The sequence below is a fragment of the Serratia sp. NFX21 genome (genome assembly GCF_048517035.1).
Lineage (GTDB): Bacteria > Pseudomonadota > Gammaproteobacteria > Enterobacterales > Enterobacteriaceae > Serratia > Serratia quinivorans.
The window spans coordinates 4,826,173-4,840,405 of sequence record NZ_CP183196.1 but is presented as its reverse complement, the minus strand read 5'-3'; the positions used below and the strand labels follow the sequence as shown (position 1 = coordinate 4,840,405).

At 57.0% G+C, this 14,233-nt stretch carries 17 protein-coding genes; 3 read left to right on the top strand and 14 right to left on the bottom strand.

The genetic code is table 11. The features are described from left to right. Positions 1-14: 14 nt before the first annotated feature. Genes hemW through ACNT1W_RS22565 form a run of 6 tightly spaced genes read right to left on the bottom strand, consistent with a single transcriptional unit; the run spans position 15 to position 4,180 of the window. Positions 15-1,154: a radical SAM family heme chaperone HemW gene (gene hemW, locus ACNT1W_RS22590; protein WP_419246160.1), complete on the bottom strand. Its 1,140-nt coding sequence runs from the start codon at positions 1,152-1,154 to the stop codon at positions 15-17. Further along, complete coding sequence (locus ACNT1W_RS22585) at positions 1,147-1,740, bottom strand: XTP/dITP diphosphatase (RefSeq protein WP_012146736.1); 594 nt, start codon at positions 1,738-1,740, stop codon at positions 1,147-1,149. Before ACNT1W_RS22585 ends, hemW begins: the two co-directional genes overlap by 8 nt. A 17-nt stretch (positions 1,741-1,757) precedes the next feature. Beyond that, positions 1,758-2,048, bottom strand: a complete 291-nt coding sequence (gene yggU, locus ACNT1W_RS22580) for a DUF167 family protein YggU (RefSeq protein WP_012146735.1) — start codon at positions 2,046-2,048, stop codon at positions 1,758-1,760. Continuing rightward, positions 2,045-2,599 carry a YggT family protein gene (locus ACNT1W_RS22575; RefSeq protein ID WP_012146734.1) on the bottom strand — a complete coding sequence of 185 codons (555 nt, stop codon included), beginning with the start codon at positions 2,597-2,599 and terminating at the stop codon, positions 2,045-2,047. Before ACNT1W_RS22575 ends, yggU begins: the two co-directional genes overlap by 4 nt. Positions 2,600-2,630: 31 nt before the next feature. Further along, positions 2,631-3,452, bottom strand: a complete 822-nt coding sequence (gene proC, locus ACNT1W_RS22570) for a pyrroline-5-carboxylate reductase (protein ID WP_115183836.1) — start codon at positions 3,450-3,452, stop codon at positions 2,631-2,633. Between the two features lie 20 nt (positions 3,453-3,472). Then, entirely contained in the window at positions 3,473-4,180 is a 708-nt protein-coding gene (locus ACNT1W_RS22565) for a YggS family pyridoxal phosphate-dependent enzyme (protein ID WP_419246159.1), read from the bottom strand. 20 nt (positions 4,181-4,200) lie between these two features. Between ACNT1W_RS22565 and ACNT1W_RS22560 the strand changes: the two genes are divergently transcribed. After that, a complete protein-coding gene (locus tag ACNT1W_RS22560; RefSeq protein WP_419246158.1) occupies positions 4,201-5,223 on the top strand; it encodes a type IV pilus twitching motility protein PilT in 1,023 nt (340 codons plus the stop codon). On the opposite strand, the gene ruvX is transcribed toward ACNT1W_RS22560, so the two are convergent. The 6 genes from ruvX to ACNT1W_RS22530 all read right to left on the bottom strand — a co-directional run bounded on the left by ruvX (position 5,220) and on the right by ACNT1W_RS22530 (position 9,527). After that, positions 5,220-5,642: a Holliday junction resolvase RuvX gene (ruvX, locus tag ACNT1W_RS22555; protein ID WP_012146730.1), complete on the bottom strand. Its 423-nt coding sequence runs from the start codon at positions 5,640-5,642 to the stop codon at positions 5,220-5,222. The genes ACNT1W_RS22560 and ruvX overlap by 4 nt on opposite strands. After that, positions 5,642-6,205 (bottom strand): YqgE/AlgH family protein, encoded by a 564-nt coding sequence (locus ACNT1W_RS22550; RefSeq protein ID WP_012146729.1) that lies wholly within the window; start codon positions 6,203-6,205, stop codon positions 5,642-5,644. The genes ruvX and ACNT1W_RS22550 overlap by 1 nt, the downstream gene beginning before the upstream one ends. A 132-nt stretch (positions 6,206-6,337) precedes the next feature. Continuing rightward, on the bottom strand, positions 6,338-7,288 hold the full coding sequence (gene gshB / locus ACNT1W_RS22545) for a glutathione synthase (RefSeq protein ID WP_112347374.1): 951 nt from the start codon (positions 7,286-7,288) through the stop codon (positions 6,338-6,340). A 10-nt stretch (positions 7,289-7,298) separates the two neighbouring features. Continuing rightward, the gene (gene rsmE / locus ACNT1W_RS22540; RefSeq protein ID WP_115183839.1) at positions 7,299-8,030 is read right to left on the bottom strand and encodes a 16S rRNA (uracil(1498)-N(3))-methyltransferase; all 732 of its coding nucleotides are present in this window, start codon (positions 8,028-8,030) and stop codon (positions 7,299-7,301) included. A 187-nt stretch (positions 8,031-8,217) separates the two neighbouring features. Further along, entirely contained in the window at positions 8,218-8,913 is a 696-nt protein-coding gene (gene endA / locus ACNT1W_RS22535; protein ID WP_259191716.1) for a deoxyribonuclease I, read from the bottom strand. A 101-nt stretch (positions 8,914-9,014) separates the two neighbouring features. Then, entirely contained in the window at positions 9,015-9,527 is a 513-nt protein-coding gene (locus ACNT1W_RS22530) for a SprT family zinc-dependent metalloprotease (protein WP_112363511.1), read from the bottom strand. A 370-nt stretch (positions 9,528-9,897) separates the two neighbouring features. Here ACNT1W_RS22530 and fumA point away from each other — a divergent pair, with 370 nt between their 5' ends. After that, positions 9,898-11,544: a class I fumarate hydratase FumA gene (gene fumA / locus ACNT1W_RS22525; RefSeq protein WP_261099473.1), complete on the top strand. Its 1,647-nt coding sequence runs from the start codon at positions 9,898-9,900 to the stop codon at positions 11,542-11,544. 169 nt (positions 11,545-11,713) lie between these two features. Then, positions 11,714-12,580, top strand: a complete 867-nt coding sequence (locus ACNT1W_RS22520; RefSeq protein ID WP_115183841.1) for a helix-turn-helix domain-containing protein — start codon at positions 11,714-11,716, stop codon at positions 12,578-12,580. Here the strand turns inward: ACNT1W_RS22520 and ACNT1W_RS22515 are convergent. Next, entirely contained in the window at positions 12,504-13,556 is a 1,053-nt protein-coding gene (locus tag ACNT1W_RS22515) for an XdhC family protein (RefSeq protein WP_012146722.1), read from the bottom strand. The two genes, ACNT1W_RS22520 and ACNT1W_RS22515, sit on opposite strands and share 77 nt — an antisense overlap. Before the next feature lie 7 nt (positions 13,557-13,563). Further along, on the bottom strand, positions 13,564-14,148 hold the full coding sequence (locus ACNT1W_RS22510; protein ID WP_112363508.1) for a nucleotidyltransferase family protein: 585 nt from the start codon (positions 14,146-14,148) through the stop codon (positions 13,564-13,566). Between the last annotated feature and the right edge of the window lie 85 nt (positions 14,149-14,233).

Below are 14,233 nucleotides of genomic sequence, written 5' to 3'. Positions count from 1 at the left end.
TTCAGCGCTTTTTGCTATTCATCCGCCAGGAACAGCTCCAGCAGCGAGTTCAGGAACAGTTTGCCCTTCTCGGTGATCTGCCAATATTCCGGCGTTTCTTCCAGATAACCTTTCGCCAGCGCTTCATCCAGCGGGGCGCGGATAGTGCTTTCATCCAGCCCGGTGTAGTTGACGAACTCGGCGCGCGGCGCGGCCTCCAGCAGGCGGAAACGGTTCATAAAGAACTCGAATGGCCGATCCGCCGTCGTCACCTCATGCTGCTTGTCCATATACTTGCCCTGCATAAAACCGCGCGGATGCTTGGTTTTCGCGGTGCGCAGAATGCGGCCATCGCTGAAGGTCAGTTTGCCGTGTGCGCCACAGCCAATCCCCAGATAGTCGCCAAAGCGCCAGTAGTTGAGGTTGTGCTGGCACTGATAGCCCGGCTTGGCATAGGCCGAGGTTTCATATTGCTGGTAGCCGGCGGCGCTCAGCAACTCATGACCGCGTTCGAAAATATCCCACAGCGCATCGTCGTCCGGCAGTACCGGCGGGCGTGAGCTGAACAGAGTATTGGGTTCGATGGTCAGCTGATACCACGACAGGTGCGGCGGGTTCAGGGCAATCGCCTGGCGTAAATCGTCCAGCGCCTCTTCCAGCGACTGGTCCGGCAGACCGTGCATCAGATCGAGGTTAAAGCTGCGCAGGCCGAGACCGGTGGCCAGATGCGCTGCGCGTTTGGCCTCTTCCGGGCCGTGTATGCGCCCCAGACGGGTTAACTTCTCGGCGCTGAAGCTCTGCACCCCGATAGAAATGCGGTTCACTCCGGCCCGCTGATAGCCGCTGAAGCGGTCGGCTTCTACGGTGCCGGGGTTGGCCTCCATGGTGATCTCGGCGCCATCAACGACGTTAATGCGCGCCCGCACGCCGTCCAGCAGCGATTGCATCGCCTCGGCACTCAGCAGGCTGGGGGTGCCGCCGCCGATAAAAATGGTACTGACTTCCCGGCCGGCCACCAGCGGCAGATCGGCATCCAGATCCGCCAGCAGGTGATCAACATATTCCTGATGCGGGACTTCGCCCTTTAACGCATGCGAGTTGAAGTCGCAGTACGGGCATTTCTGCACGCACCACGGGATATGGATGTACAAACTCAGCGGAGGCAACTTAAGCATTACGCATGGCTTCCAGCATCAGTTTCAGCGCCTTGCCACGGTGCGATATCGCGCGTTTTTCGTCGCGGCTCAGTTCGGCGGCGGTGCGGCCCAGTTCTGGGACGTAGAAGATCGGATCGTAGCCGAAACCGCCTTCACCTGCCGCAGTGTCGGTGATTTCACCGGCCCAGCTGCCGTGGAACACCAGCGGCGTTGGGTCTTCGGCGTGGCGCAGATACACCAGCACGCAGTGGAACTGAGCGCCACGGCTGCCTTGCGGTACGTCTTTCAGTGCCACCAGCAGTTTGTCGAGGTTTTGCCGGTCAGAGGCGTCAACGCCCGCGTAGCGTGCAGAATAGATGCCCGGCGCACCGCCCAGAGCGTCCACCGCCAGGCCCGAGTCGTCGGCGATCGCCGGCAGGCCGGTGATTTGCGCCGCGTGACGGGCTTTCAGGATGGCGTTTTCGATAAACGTCAGGCCGGTTTCCTCGGCAGATTCAACGCCCAGCTCGGTTTGTGCGACCACATTCAGCCCGAAATCGGCCAGCAGGTCGGCGAGTTCGCGCACTTTGCCCGGGTTACCGGTGGCAAGAACGACTTTTTGCATGATGACTACCTTGAAATTTATTCGATTAGCGCCGCGACCACGTCGGGGATCTGTTGCGGATTAACGATGCGTAACTGTTTATGCCGCCCCAGTTCGCCTTTCTCGATGGTGACGTTGCCTTTCGCCACTTTGAATTGTTTGGCGAGAAACTTGATCAGATGAGCGTTAGCCTGGCCGTCTACCGGCGGGGCGGTAATGGCGACTTTAAGTTCGTCGCCATGCAAACCGACAATCTGGTCGCGGCTGGCTTTCGGCTGAATATATAGCCTGATCGCCAGCCCGTCCAGCACCGGGGTTACTGCACTCACAGCAGGAACCAGATCTCACCGAACAGATCCATGCCCAGGTAGTTGATCAGATACAAGATAAGGATCACCACCATCGCCGAAAAATCAATGCCGCCCATCGCCGGCAGAATACGGCGGATAGGGGACATCAAAGGTTCGGTCAGTTGGTACATCAACTGGTCGATTGGGCTGCGGCCCTGGCTTATCCAACTCATCAACGCGCGGATAATCATTACCCAGAAGATCAGGTAACCGGCCGACTTCACCAGCGAGATCAGGCCAAACAGCAGGTTATACGGGCTGAGTGACATTGCGCCGCCCTGGATCAGCAGCAACAGCGGATACTTGATGGTCATCAGCAGGAACGCCAGCAGCAGTGATGCGCTGTCGATCGGCCCCATCGATGGGATAATGCGGCGCAGCGGGCCGATTACCGGCTGGGTGATCTTCACGATAAACTGCGCGAATGGGTTGTAAAAGTCAGCGCGCGTCCACTGCATCCAGATACGCAGCAGCAGTACCATGACGTACAGATCAATAACGGTTTTGACCAAAAAAGTCAGCGTTAGCATGTAGTAGCCCTTCTCCTTAACTCTCGATTATTTAAAATGATTTTTCCATTTCCTGCGCGCGGGATACTGCCGCCTGCATGGCTTTGGCCACGGTTGCCGGCAGCTGTTGCTCGTTGAAAACGCGCAGTGCTTCGGCGGTGGTGCCGCCTTTGGAGGTGACCTGCTCACGCAAGGTCGACAATGGCGTATCCGGGTTGGCTTCCACCAGCGCAGCCGCGCCGGAGGCAGCCTGCTGCACCAGATTACGGGCGGTCTGGCTGTCGAAGCCCATACGTTCGGCTTCCTGTTGCATGGCTTCCATAAACAGGAAGAAATAAGCCGGTGCGCTGCCTGCTGCGGCGATCACGCTATTAATGCCGTTTTCATCTTCCACCCAACACACCTTGCCGACTGATGCCATCAAATCGCTGGTGTAGTCGCGGTCCTGTTGGCTGACCTGCTGCGGCGCATACAGGCCGCTCATGCCTTTGCCCACCAGCGATGGGGTATTGGGCATGATGCGCACGATGTTCAGCTTGTCACCCAGCAGTTGATAAAAACGGCTGACCTGGATACCGGCGGCGATCGACAGAACCAGCTTGGCGCTGAAATCGACGCCTTCGCGCAACGGCTGGCAGACGTCGGCCATCATTTGCGGTTTGACTGCCAGCACCACGACATCGGCGGCTTGTGTGCAGGCCAGATTGTCGCTGCTGCTGACGATGCCGTAGTCCGCCGCCAGCGCATCACGGTTTTTGGCCGAAGGTGCGCAGACGCTAATGGATTTGGCCGGATAACCGCCCGCCACCAGGCCGGCGATGATAGCGCGCGCCATGTTGCCGGCGCCAATAAAGGTGATCTTGCGATGCTGCATTAGAATCCCTCGTCAGTATATTAGGCCTGTGAATAATCACGGGCGCCAAAAATGGCGGTGCCAATACGCACCATGGTGCTGCCTGCGGCAATTGCCGCCGTCATGTCATCGGTCATGCCCATCGACAGGGTGTCTACCTGCGGATATTGCTTCTGCAGGGCCAGAAAGGCGTCGCGCATTTGGCCGAATACCGCCAACTGGCTCTGATAATCCTCCTGCGGGGCTGGAATAGCCATCAGCCCACGCAGTCTGAGGTTAGGCAGGGCGGCAACCGCCTCCGCCAGCGCCGGCAATTCAGCCAGTACAATGCCAGACTTACTCTGCTCATCGCTGATATTTATTTGGATCAGAACGTTAAGCGGCGGCATGTCCGCCGGGCGCTGGTCATTCAGGCGCGAGGCGATACGCAGCCGATCGACGGTGTGACACCAGGCGAAGTTCTCTGCCACCAGTCGGCTCTTGTTGGATTGCAACGGGCCGATAAAGTGCCAATCCAGCGTTGCGCCTTCCGGCTGCGCGGCGAAATGCTGAACCTTATCCACCCCTTCCTGAACATAGTTCTCGCCGAAGGCGCGCTGACCTGCCGCGATGGCTTCTGCGATCGCCGCCACAGGTTTGGTTTTGCTTACTGCAAGCAGCGTAACTTCTTCTGGAGCGCGTGCGCAGCCTTGAGCGGCCGCGGCAATGCGGTTTCTGACATCCTGCAGATTCTGTTGGATAGTGCTCATTGTTGACCCAGGAGATTGATATGGATATCGATGAATTCGTGGCCCTTAGTGTAAAGCATAATGCTTCCGATCTGCACCTTTGTACCGGTCATCGGCCGATGTTGCGCATTGATGGTGAACTTCAGCCGCTGGAAGGGGCGGAAATACTGAGCGAAGCCAGAATGCAACTGCTGTGCAACGGCGTGCTGCAGCCGTTACAACGACAGCAGTTACAACAACAAGGGCAGTTGGATCTGGCGCTTTCGCTACCGGGTGATATCCGGTTGCGCGCCAATTTTTTTCTGCAAAACCTGGGCGTCTCCGTTGCATTGCGGCTGATAGCGGGCCAATGTCCGACTCTGGCAGCATTGGCGGCGCCAGATATTATCCCTGCGTTGGTGCGACGTGAAGACGGCCTGATTCTGGTGACCGGCGCGACCGGCAGCGGTAAATCCACTACCTTGGCGGCGATGATTGACGACATCAATCAGCACCAGCGGCGGCATATCCTCACGTTGGAGGATCCGATTGAGTTTATCCACCGCAGCAGGCAGTGTTTGATTCAGCAGCGGGAGTTGGGGCGCGACAGCCACAGTTTTGACGACGCATTGCGTGCCGCACTGCGTGAGGATCCGGATGTGATCCTGTTGGGGGAGTTGCGCGATACCGCCACCATCCGCCTTGCTCTGACCGCTGCGGAAACCGGCCACCTGGTACTGGCCACGCTGCATACCCGCAGTGCGCCGCAGGCGGTGGATCGGCTGGTGGATGTTTTTCCGGCGGAAGAAAAGCCCTATGTACGCGCCCAACTGGCCGGGAGCCTGCAGGCGGTGATTGCACAAAAGCTGTTAAGCCGGCCCGGAGGCGGCAGGGTGGCGATTTTTGAGGTGCTGACGGCAACGGCGGCGGTCAGCAGCATGATCCGTGAAGGCAAAATCCATCAGTTGGCCAACGTGCTGCAAACCGGCGGGCAGTCCGGCATGCAGACCTTTGAACAGGGCCTGCAGCAGCGGATCAGCGCCGGCTTACTTGGTGGAGGGCAAGACACTCAGAATAGGGATTAACCCAGCTGCCGCTCAAACCAGCTTTCCAGAATAACCACCGCCGAGGCGGAGTCCACGCTGCCCTTGTCCAACGCGCGGAAGCCGCCACGGTCGAACAGGTTGGCGCGGGCTTCGACGGTACTCAGGCGCTCATCATGCAGCGCTATCTGTACGCCAAAACGGCCGTGCAGGCGGTTGGCGAACTTGCGTGCTTGTTCGGTCACCAATTGTTCTGTGCCGTCCATGTTCAGCGGCAGGCCGACCACCACCAGATCCGGCTGCCACTCTTTGAGCAGTTTTTCGATCTTTTGCCAGTCCGGGGAACCGTCTTGTGCTTTGAAGGCGGCCAGCGCGCGGGCGCTGCCAGTCAGTTCCTGCCCAATGGCGGCGCCAATGCTCTTGGTGCCGAAGTCGAAGGCGATAATGGTGCGGTTGGTCATCAGGCGTGTCCTGCGTGGTTGGCAATGCTGCAGATGTCGATGCCCAGGCGGTTGGCGGCTTCACGCCAGCGGCTGGCGATTGGCGTATGGAACAGAATGTCGGTGTCGGCTTCAATGGTCAGCCAGGCGTTTTCCAGCACTTCTTGTTCTAACTGGCCCTTTTCCCAACCGGCATAACCGAGCGCGACCAGCACGTCATCCGGCTGCTCCGGGGTGCCCAGCGTTTCCAGCACGTCTTTCGAGGTGGTGATCATGGTATCCGGCGAGATCTGAATGCTGGAGCCGAAACCCTTGCGCGGCGTATGCAGGATAAAACCGCGATCGTCTGCTAGCGGGCCACCGGCAAACACCGGTTTATCGAGGCTGATCGCCGGATCACGCGCCTGTGGCATGATCTTCAGTTTGCTCAGCACCGTTTCCACCGTGAACTGCTCCACCGGTTTATTGATCACCAGGCCCATGGCGCCGTCTTCATTGTGCTCGCAGACGTAAATCACCGAGCGTTTGAAGCGAGGATCCTGAAGTGATGGCATAGCGATAAGAAAATGGTGCTGTAAATTCATGGTGTTATTTAAAATAATCAAGTGGTGGTAAGTTGAACAGCCGCCAGTATGCGGCCATCCCCGTCGCCTTTCAAGCCGATAGCGCCAGTTCGGGGGCAGGGTGGCGGGCGACAACGCCGCCCGCACTGCGGATTACTTCGCCGCCAGACGCTTTTCGATCGCGTCCATCAGCATACCGGTGATAGACACCGGGAAGGCCGCTTCGATTTCGCGTGCACAGGTTGGGCTGGTGACGTTGATTTCGGTCAGTCGATCGCCAATCACGTCCAGGCCAACGAAAATCAGCCCTTTTTCTTTCAGCGTTGGCGCTACCGCGCGCGCAATTTTCCAGTCGCTTTCGCTGAGCGGACGCGCTTCGCCCCGGCCACCGGCCGCCAGGTTACCACGGGTTTCGCCCTGGGCCGGAATACGCGCCAGGCAGTAAGGCACCGGCTCACCGTCCACCACCAGAATGCGCTTATCGCCTTCCTTGATCGCCGGAATGAAGTTCTGCGCCATGCAGAAACGACTGCCGTGTTCGGTCAGGGTTTCGATAATCACCGACAGGTTAGGGTCATCCTGCTTCACGCGGAAAATCGACGCGCCGCCCATGCCGTCCAGCGGCTTGAGGATGATGTCGCCATGCTGCTGGTGGAATTTACGGATATGCGCCGCACTGCGGCTGACCAAAGTGTCCGGCGTCAGTTCCGGGAACCAGGCGGTGAACAGCTTTTCGTTGCAGTCACGCAGGCTCTGCGGCTTGTTGACCACCAGCGTGCCCTTGACCTCTGCGCGCTCGAGAATATAGGTCGCGTAGATGTATTCGGTATCGAACGGCGGATCTTTACGCATCAGGATCACGTCCAGATCCTGCAGCGCCAGATCCTGCTCGCTGCCAAAGCTGAACCAGCTCTCTTTATCTTCTTTCACGCTCAGCAGGCGGGTGCGGGCGCGGCCGTCACCGGCGTGCAGATAGAGATCGTCCATCTCCATGTAGTGCAGTTCCCAGCCACGGCGCTGCGCTTCAAGCAGCATGGCGAAGCTGGTGTCTTTCTTGATATTGATGGAGGCGATAGGGTCCATCACGATGCCGAGCTTAATCATCTTTTCTCCTTTAACCCAGATCGCCGAAACGTACCTGCAAAGCGGTAATTGCGGTGAGCGCTGTGGTTTCTGTACGCAGAACGCGTGGCCCCAGCAGGATATCAGTAAATCCGTGGCCTGTGGTCATCGCAATTTCGCCTGTAGATAAACCGCCTTCCGGCCCAATCAGTAACCGGACATGTTCCACCGGTAGCGGCAGGGTGTTGATGCTATGGCTGGCGCGCGGGTGCAGGTTCAGCTTGAGGCTGCCATCCTGCTCGGCACACCAGGCTTCCAGCTGCATTGCCTCGCGGATTTCCGGGATGCGGTTGCGGCCACACTGCTCGCAGGCGGCGATGGCAATCTTCTGCCACTGCTGAATTTTTTTCGCCAGACGTTCGCCGGAAAGCGCAACGCCGCAGCGCTCGGAAAACAGCGGGGTAATGACGTTAACCCCCAGCTCGATGGATTTCTGAATGGTGAACTCCATTTTCTCACCGCGAGAAATTACCTGACCCAGATGCAGATTGAGCGGTGATTCACGGTCTTCCAGCTGGCCGGCGCTGAGCTGCACCTGCACGCTTTTCTTGTCGACCTGGGCGATCACGGCGTCAAACACCTGATTGCTGCCGTCGAATAACTGCAGCGCCTGGCCGGCGTTCATGCGCAGTACACGCCCGATATGGTTGGCGGCGTCTTCGCTTAAGAAGATTTCCGCATGGTCGATTAACGGCTGCGGGTGATAAATGCGAGGTATGCGCATATGAATATTCGATCCTGACTCATGTGCAGTCATCAGTGCTGCAGCTTGAAAAAAAAGAGTATATACCCAAAGTAATTGAAGCTGCAGCAAGGCGGCAAGTGAGTGCATCCCGATGAGCTTACTTAGGTAAGTGATTCGGGTGCGCTTACGCAGTCAACACCGCTGCAGTTTTAAGTACGCAGGGGATTTAGCCTTTTCGTTGCTGGCACGCCTGCTGAACATAAGGATTATGGTTACCCTGTACCTTAGCGATGCGTGCTTCGCGCAGGCATTCCCATTGGTTGACCGGGTATTGGCGATCCCATACTTCAAAAAGCTGGGTCTGCTGGCGTGAAAGCCGCAGTTGATAACGGTCGCGCATATAGAAGTAGGTGCGGGCGATCGTACCGCGGGCGCGGGCAGGCGGTTCGGCCTGCTTATTTTTGAAGTCCACTTTCATCGGGCACTGGCCGTACTGGCCCTCGCCGCCTTTCCATTGGCTGTACATAAAGTTATTACGATCGCCGTTCACTTCACCTATCGCCGGCTGCAGATTGTGCAAATCGGTTTCGATTTGGCGGTAACCGGCGTCTTTATTGCAGTTTTTGCGCCCGCCCTGTTGCCAGCACTGTAATTGGTGACCGAATTGCCAGGCCGGTACCACGTGTTCCCATTCGATACGTTGCGCACGTTGGGCGTTTTTACGCGCCTGGTAGCCACAACTGTTTAGATCGGGGATGCCTTTTTTACCCTGCCAGTCTATCCGGCAGCCGCAGTAGAAGGAGCCGGGGGCGTCCTGATTGATTTTGGCGGCAGCCGCCTTGGCCTGAGAAAAGTTGTTGATGCCGTGCGCCTGTGCGGCACCGGCAGTGAGAACCACCATAAATAAAATTTTGCGAAGCATATTCCAAAACAGCTCAAAATTGGAAAAGCAGGCAGGGTAGCGGAAGTTTGAAGCCGTAGCAAATGGCGATATTTACTTGTTTTAACGTATAAATCGTTACGCTAAACAGGCTCGCCGGCGAAAAATTTCAGTTTGTCGCCACACTGACGGCAGCGATATTCACTTTCTCCGCGCATCACCCGATTGTGGCGGCGCACGGTAAGCTGGTGCAGTTGGCAACCGCAGCGGTAGGGGTAGGTTTTGCTCTGCACCGAGGCAATCTCAAACTGATGAGTACGGCTGGCCGGTACCTGTAATACGCTTTCCATCATCCAGCGCCATTCGTTGCCGTGTGGTGGCACGCGGCCAAACTGGCGAAATACCAGCAGGTGAGCCAGTTCATGCGGTACCACTTCATCGATAAACGGCTGCTGATTTTCCATCAGCAACACCGGATTCAGCCGGATTTCCCAGGCTTGCAGCCAGGCGGTGCCCGCGCTGGTTCCGCGTTGCTGGTAAAGGATTTTTGGCTCAGGGAACTCGACGGAAAAATGCTGACGGGCCAGCTGCAGTTTTTCTCGCAGACAGCGCATCACCGCCTGTTGCAGCGCAATGGGGATTCTTGCTTTGTTCATTGTGGCTAGCTTAAGCAAAGGCGCGCCGGCTGGCAATAAGAGGCAAAGCTAATTTGTCAGGGGTTTACCAGGCAGGTTTTTCACCGCATTGATAACCCGATCGACGCTGATGGATTGTAATCATTGTGTTAACTGCGGGATAATGAACCGTACATGCTGAGTCCCTGCCTGTAGGGGACGAATATATTCGTCCCGATTAACGCGGGCGCAGTATACAGCGCCCCTACAAATCAGAGGGAGTTATGCGATTTAGCGCAATAACCGACTGATTAAAAATACGTAAGGTGTGGGGAGTTTTTTGACGCGGCCTGCCCCGAGCTGGCTGAGTAAGTGTGAATTTAACGCAGCTGATGTTGCAAGTGAGAGATTAATGTCGAATAAACCGTTCCATTATCAAGATCCGTTCCCACTGAAGAAAGACGATACTGAATACTATCTGTTGAGCCGTGACCACGTTTCCGTGAGTGAGTTTGAAGGCCAGGAAGTGCTGAAAGTAGCCCCCGAAGCGTTAACCCTCCTTGCTCAACATGCATTCCATGACGCCTCATTCATGCTGCGCCCGGCGCATCAGCAGCAGGTGGCCGATATCCTTAAGGATCCGGACGCCAGCGAAAACGACAAGTACGTTGCGCTGCAATTTTTACGTAACTCAGAAATCGCCGCCAAGGGTATTTTACCGACCTGTCAGGATACCGGGACCGCCATCATCGTCGGCAAAAAAGGCCAGCGTGTCTGGACCGGCGGCGGTGACGAAGCGGCATTGTCGCGTGGGGTGTACAACACCTTTATCGAAGACAACCTGCGCTATTCGCAAAACGCCGCGCTGGATATGTACAACGAGGTCAACACCGGCAGCAACCTGCCGGCGCAGATCGACCTCTACAGCGTTGACGGTGAAGAATACAAGTTCCTGTGTATCGCCAAGGGCGGTGGTTCAGCCAATAAGACCTATCTTTACCAGGAAACCAAGGCGCTGCTGTCCCCAGGCAAGCTGAAGGATTATCTGGTCGAGAAAATGCGTACGTTGGGTACCGCGGCCTGCCCGCCTTACCACGTGGCATTCGTTATCGGTGGTACCTCGGCCGAAGCGACGTTGAAAACCGTCAAACTGGCCTCGACCAAGTACTATGACGGCCTGCCGACCGAAGGCAATGAGTACGGTCAGGCATTCCGCGACGTAGCGCTGGAAGAAGAGTTACTCAAAGAAGCGCAGAATTTGGGGTTGGGCGCGCAGTTTGGCGGCAAATACTTTGCGCACGACATTCGCGTGGTGCGTCTGCCGCGCCATGGTGCTTCCTGTCCGGTAGGTATGGGCGTTTCCTGCTCCGCTGACCGTAACATCAAGGGCAAGATCAACCGTGACGGCATCTGGCTGGAGAAGCTGGAGCACAATCCGGGCAAGTTTATTCCGCAAGAACTGCGTCAGGCGGGGGAAGGCGAAGCCGTCAAGATTGACCTCAACCGCCCAATGGCCGATATCCTCAAGCAGCTGTCGCAATTCCCGGTGTCTACCCGTTTGTCGCTGAGTGGCACCATCATCGTGGGGCGTGACATCGCCCACGCCAAGCTGAAAGAGCGGCTGGACAACGGCGAAGGTCTGCCGCAGTACGTTAAGGATCATCCAATTTACTACGCCGGCCCGGCCAAAACGCCGGACGGTTACGCCTCCGGTTCTCTGGGGCCAACCACCGCCGGGCGTATGGACTCTTACGTTGACCTGCTGCAGTCCCACGGCGGCAGCATGATCATGTTGGCCAAAGGCAACCGCAGCCAGCAAGTGACCGACGCCTGCCACAAACACGGCGGTTTTTACCTCGGCAGTATTGGTGGCCCGGCGGCGGTGCTGGCGCAACAAAGCATTAAAAGCCTGACCTGCGTCGAATACCCTGAACTGGGGATGGAAGCCATCTGGAAAATCGAAGTGGAAGATTTCCCGGCGTTCATTCTGGTGGATGATAAAGGCAATGACTTCTTCCAGAAGATCCAGGCCGGTCAGTGTTCACGCTGTGTGAAATAACTTTCGTCAATACTTGCCGTCCGCTTTCGGGCGGCAAGTTTCAGGCTTGCTCTGGCCCTGTGTAAAGTCCTGTAGCCCGCTGGACGCCGCGTTTTAACCTGTATACCCTACGTGCGCAGCAGTAATACACGAATAAAGGCATATTTGGCACAGAAGGCTCGGCAACTACATGGAAACGCAAGAAAATCATATCAGGGAACTACTGGTCTGGATTGAAGACAACCTGACCAACCCGCTATCATTGGATATCGTTTCTGCCAAATCAGGCTACTCGAAATGGTATCTGCAGCGAATGTTCAAGACGCAGACCGGTCTGTCGCTGGCCTCCTATATTCGCGCCCGCCGTTTGTATCTCGCCGCTTTCGCCTTGCGCTTTACGCAAAAAACCATTCTTGATATTTCCATTGAATATCAATTTGATAACCAGCAAACCTTTTCCCGCTGCTTCAAAAAGCACTTTGCCGAATCTCCCAGCGTCTATCGTCATGCCCGCAAGCAGGACTTCAGTCATCTGGTTCGTTCGCTGTCAGCCAACCATCCTGGTGATATTCAGGTTGACCGCATCAAGGTGGCCAAAGGGCAGTATGCGATCAAGGGGAAAAGTTACGCTTACCACCTCGATATTGCCGATTTGGATAAGTCGCATTTGCACATTCGCAGCAAAATCAGAGAGCAGTTCTATCACTCGGTGGCCAGCCGGCCGGCGTTGACCTATGCATTGACCCAGTTTATTCCTGATGGAGAGCAGGTCAGAGTGGAATATGCGCTTGGCGTTGCCGAGGACTGCCCGACCAGTGATGCCGCCGGGCTTGAGCCATGGCCGGAAATTCACGGCGATTATTGCCGCTTTTGTTACTCCGGCAAGCCGGTGGCCTTGCACGACCATGTGGTGCAGATTTACACCCAGGCACTACCGGAATTGGGCCTGGCCCGCAGAGTAGGGCCAGACCTGACGATGTTCAACTATTCGCTGAACGAGCGGGAGGAGTTGCAGCTTGAGCTCCAGCATCTGGTGCCAGTGACTCCAATTGGTTGACCGATCGGACCGCGGTAGTGCGGTTTTTCTGCTGCACGATATCCGCCATTACCGCCAGCGCGATTTCCGCCGGGGTTTTACTGCCGAGTGGCAACCCGATCGGGGCATGAATACGTTCCAGTTCCTGTGGGCTGAATTCGGCAATCTGCTGCAGACGCTGGCGGCGGCGCGCGCTGTTGCGCAATGACCCCATGGCACCGATGTAAAATGCCGGGGTGTGGATCGCTTCCATCAGCGTCAAATCGTCCATGCGCGGATCGTGGGTCAGCGCCACAATCGCCGTATTGGCGTGGCAGCCGCCGTCTTCAATAAACTTGGCCGGGAACTGGCGCAACAATGTGACGTTGCCTCTGAGCTGAGGGGCGAAATTATCCAGCGCCTCCGGCCGATTCTCACAAACCAACACTTCAAAGCCCAGTGAGCTGGCGAAATCGGCGCAGTACAGCGCTACGCTGGACAGCCCGGCGATCAACAAACGCGGTGCCGCGGCGATATGCAGAGTGACCTGCGGACCACGACGTTCCACCTGGGTGGCGCTGGCGAAATCGGTCAATGTCAGGCTGGTACAGGCATCGGGCAAGGTCAGGCGTTTGACCAGCGCGTGGTGTCCGTTCAGTGCACCGGCAATTTTTGTCAGATAGGCAATACTGTCGTCACCGGCTGGCAGGGATTCGATCAGCACTTCCAGTACGCCGCCGCACGGCAGTGCTACATTCGGCTCCAGACCCCCTTCACCATAACGGATCACCTGGCTGGCCGCCTGATATTCCCCGGCCGCCACGCGCCGCAGAAAATCCTCTTCCACGCAGCCACCCGACAGCGAACCACAGTAATGCCCATCCTGGGTGGCCACCAGCAGCGCTCCTGGCGATCGCGGTGAGGAGCCGTAGGTGTTCAGTACGGTGCACAGCCACACCGGTTGTTGCTTCAGCCAGCTTATCGCCTGGTTGACCACGGTGATATCGAGATGTTGCATAGATGATTTACTCGCTGGCCGGTAGCTGTGACGGAAGATCAATATCCTGCACCACTTCGGACGTTTCAAGAGAAAGCAGGAACACTGGCTGCCCTTTAAGCAGCTCACGTGCGCCATTATCACCGCGCAATTGGCCCAGTTGTTTGCGCAAAATGGCGGAAAACCCGACCGGGTGGCCCGGCTGCTGCTGGAAAGCGGGGCGGACGATGGCGTGTTGCCGTAGGGCGGCCGCCACCTGCCGGAAAACCGTCGGCGTAACGAAGGGCATATCCGCTAAATGGATCAGCCAGCCTTGCCAGTGCGGGGTGGCGTTAACGCCGGCGGCGATCGATTCTCCGAGGCCAGAGCTTGCCAGTAGCGTGACCGGAACCTGATAGGCCGCGCAGACCTGCTGTACCAGAAGATTGTCCGGGCGGGTGACCACCCATACCGGCAGATCAGAGGCCAGCGCCTGACGCAGCGTTTGTTCAAATATCGAGCGTTGCTGACCAGAATTATCCGCAAACTCGGCATTCAATTTATTGCCTTCGCCCCCGGCCAGAGAGAAACGCTCTCCACGTCCGGCAGCGGCGATCACTATGCCCGTTGTCATCTTACCCGCCCGAATTTGCGCAACTTATTATTACCTTACTAAAAATATGTGTTCTTGAGATGTGTTTTTCTTGAAAACAGCATGT

Excerpts from the sequence above, each read along its gene's own strand:
- fumA (WP_261099473.1), top strand. The coding sequence starts at position 9,898 with ATGTCGAATAAACCGTTCCATTATCAAGATCCGTTCCCACTGAAGAAA.
- ACNT1W_RS22550 (WP_012146729.1), bottom strand. The coding sequence starts at position 6,205 with ATGAATTTACAGCACCATTTTCTTATCGCTATGCCATCACTTCAGGAT.
- ACNT1W_RS22520 (WP_115183841.1), top strand. The coding sequence starts at position 11,714 with ATGGAAACGCAAGAAAATCATATCAGGGAACTACTGGTCTGGATTGAA.
- ACNT1W_RS22565 (WP_419246159.1), bottom strand. The coding sequence starts at position 4,180 with ATGAGCACTATCCAACAGAATCTGCAGGATGTCAGAAACCGCATTGCC.
- rsmE (WP_115183839.1), bottom strand. The coding sequence starts at position 8,030 with ATGCGCATACCTCGCATTTATCACCCGCAGCCGTTAATCGACCATGCG.
- ACNT1W_RS22510 (WP_112363508.1), bottom strand. The coding sequence starts at position 14,148 with ATGACAACGGGCATAGTGATCGCCGCTGCCGGACGTGGAGAGCGTTTC.
- gshB (WP_112347374.1), bottom strand. The coding sequence starts at position 7,288 with ATGATTAAGCTCGGCATCGTGATGGACCCTATCGCCTCCATCAATATC.
- ACNT1W_RS22575 (WP_012146734.1), bottom strand. The coding sequence starts at position 2,599 with ATGCTAACGCTGACTTTTTTGGTCAAAACCGTTATTGATCTGTACGTC.
- endA (WP_259191716.1), bottom strand. The coding sequence starts at position 8,913 with ATGCTTCGCAAAATTTTATTTATGGTGGTTCTCACTGCCGGTGCCGCA.
- ACNT1W_RS22515 (WP_012146722.1), bottom strand. The coding sequence starts at position 13,556 with ATGCAACATCTCGATATCACCGTGGTCAACCAGGCGATAAGCTGGCTG.
- hemW (WP_419246160.1), bottom strand. The coding sequence starts at position 1,154 with ATGCTTAAGTTGCCTCCGCTGAGTTTGTACATCCATATCCCGTGGTGC.
- ruvX (WP_012146730.1), bottom strand. The coding sequence starts at position 5,642 with ATGACCAACCGCACCATTATCGCCTTCGACTTCGGCACCAAGAGCATT.
- ACNT1W_RS22530 (WP_112363511.1), bottom strand. The coding sequence starts at position 9,527 with ATGAACAAAGCAAGAATCCCCATTGCGCTGCAACAGGCGGTGATGCGC.
- ACNT1W_RS22560 (WP_419246158.1), top strand. The coding sequence starts at position 4,201 with ATGGATATCGATGAATTCGTGGCCCTTAGTGTAAAGCATAATGCTTCC.
- ACNT1W_RS22585 (WP_012146736.1), bottom strand. The coding sequence starts at position 1,740 with ATGCAAAAAGTCGTTCTTGCCACCGGTAACCCGGGCAAAGTGCGCGAA.
- proC (WP_115183836.1), bottom strand. The coding sequence starts at position 3,452 with ATGCAGCATCGCAAGATCACCTTTATTGGCGCCGGCAACATGGCGCGC.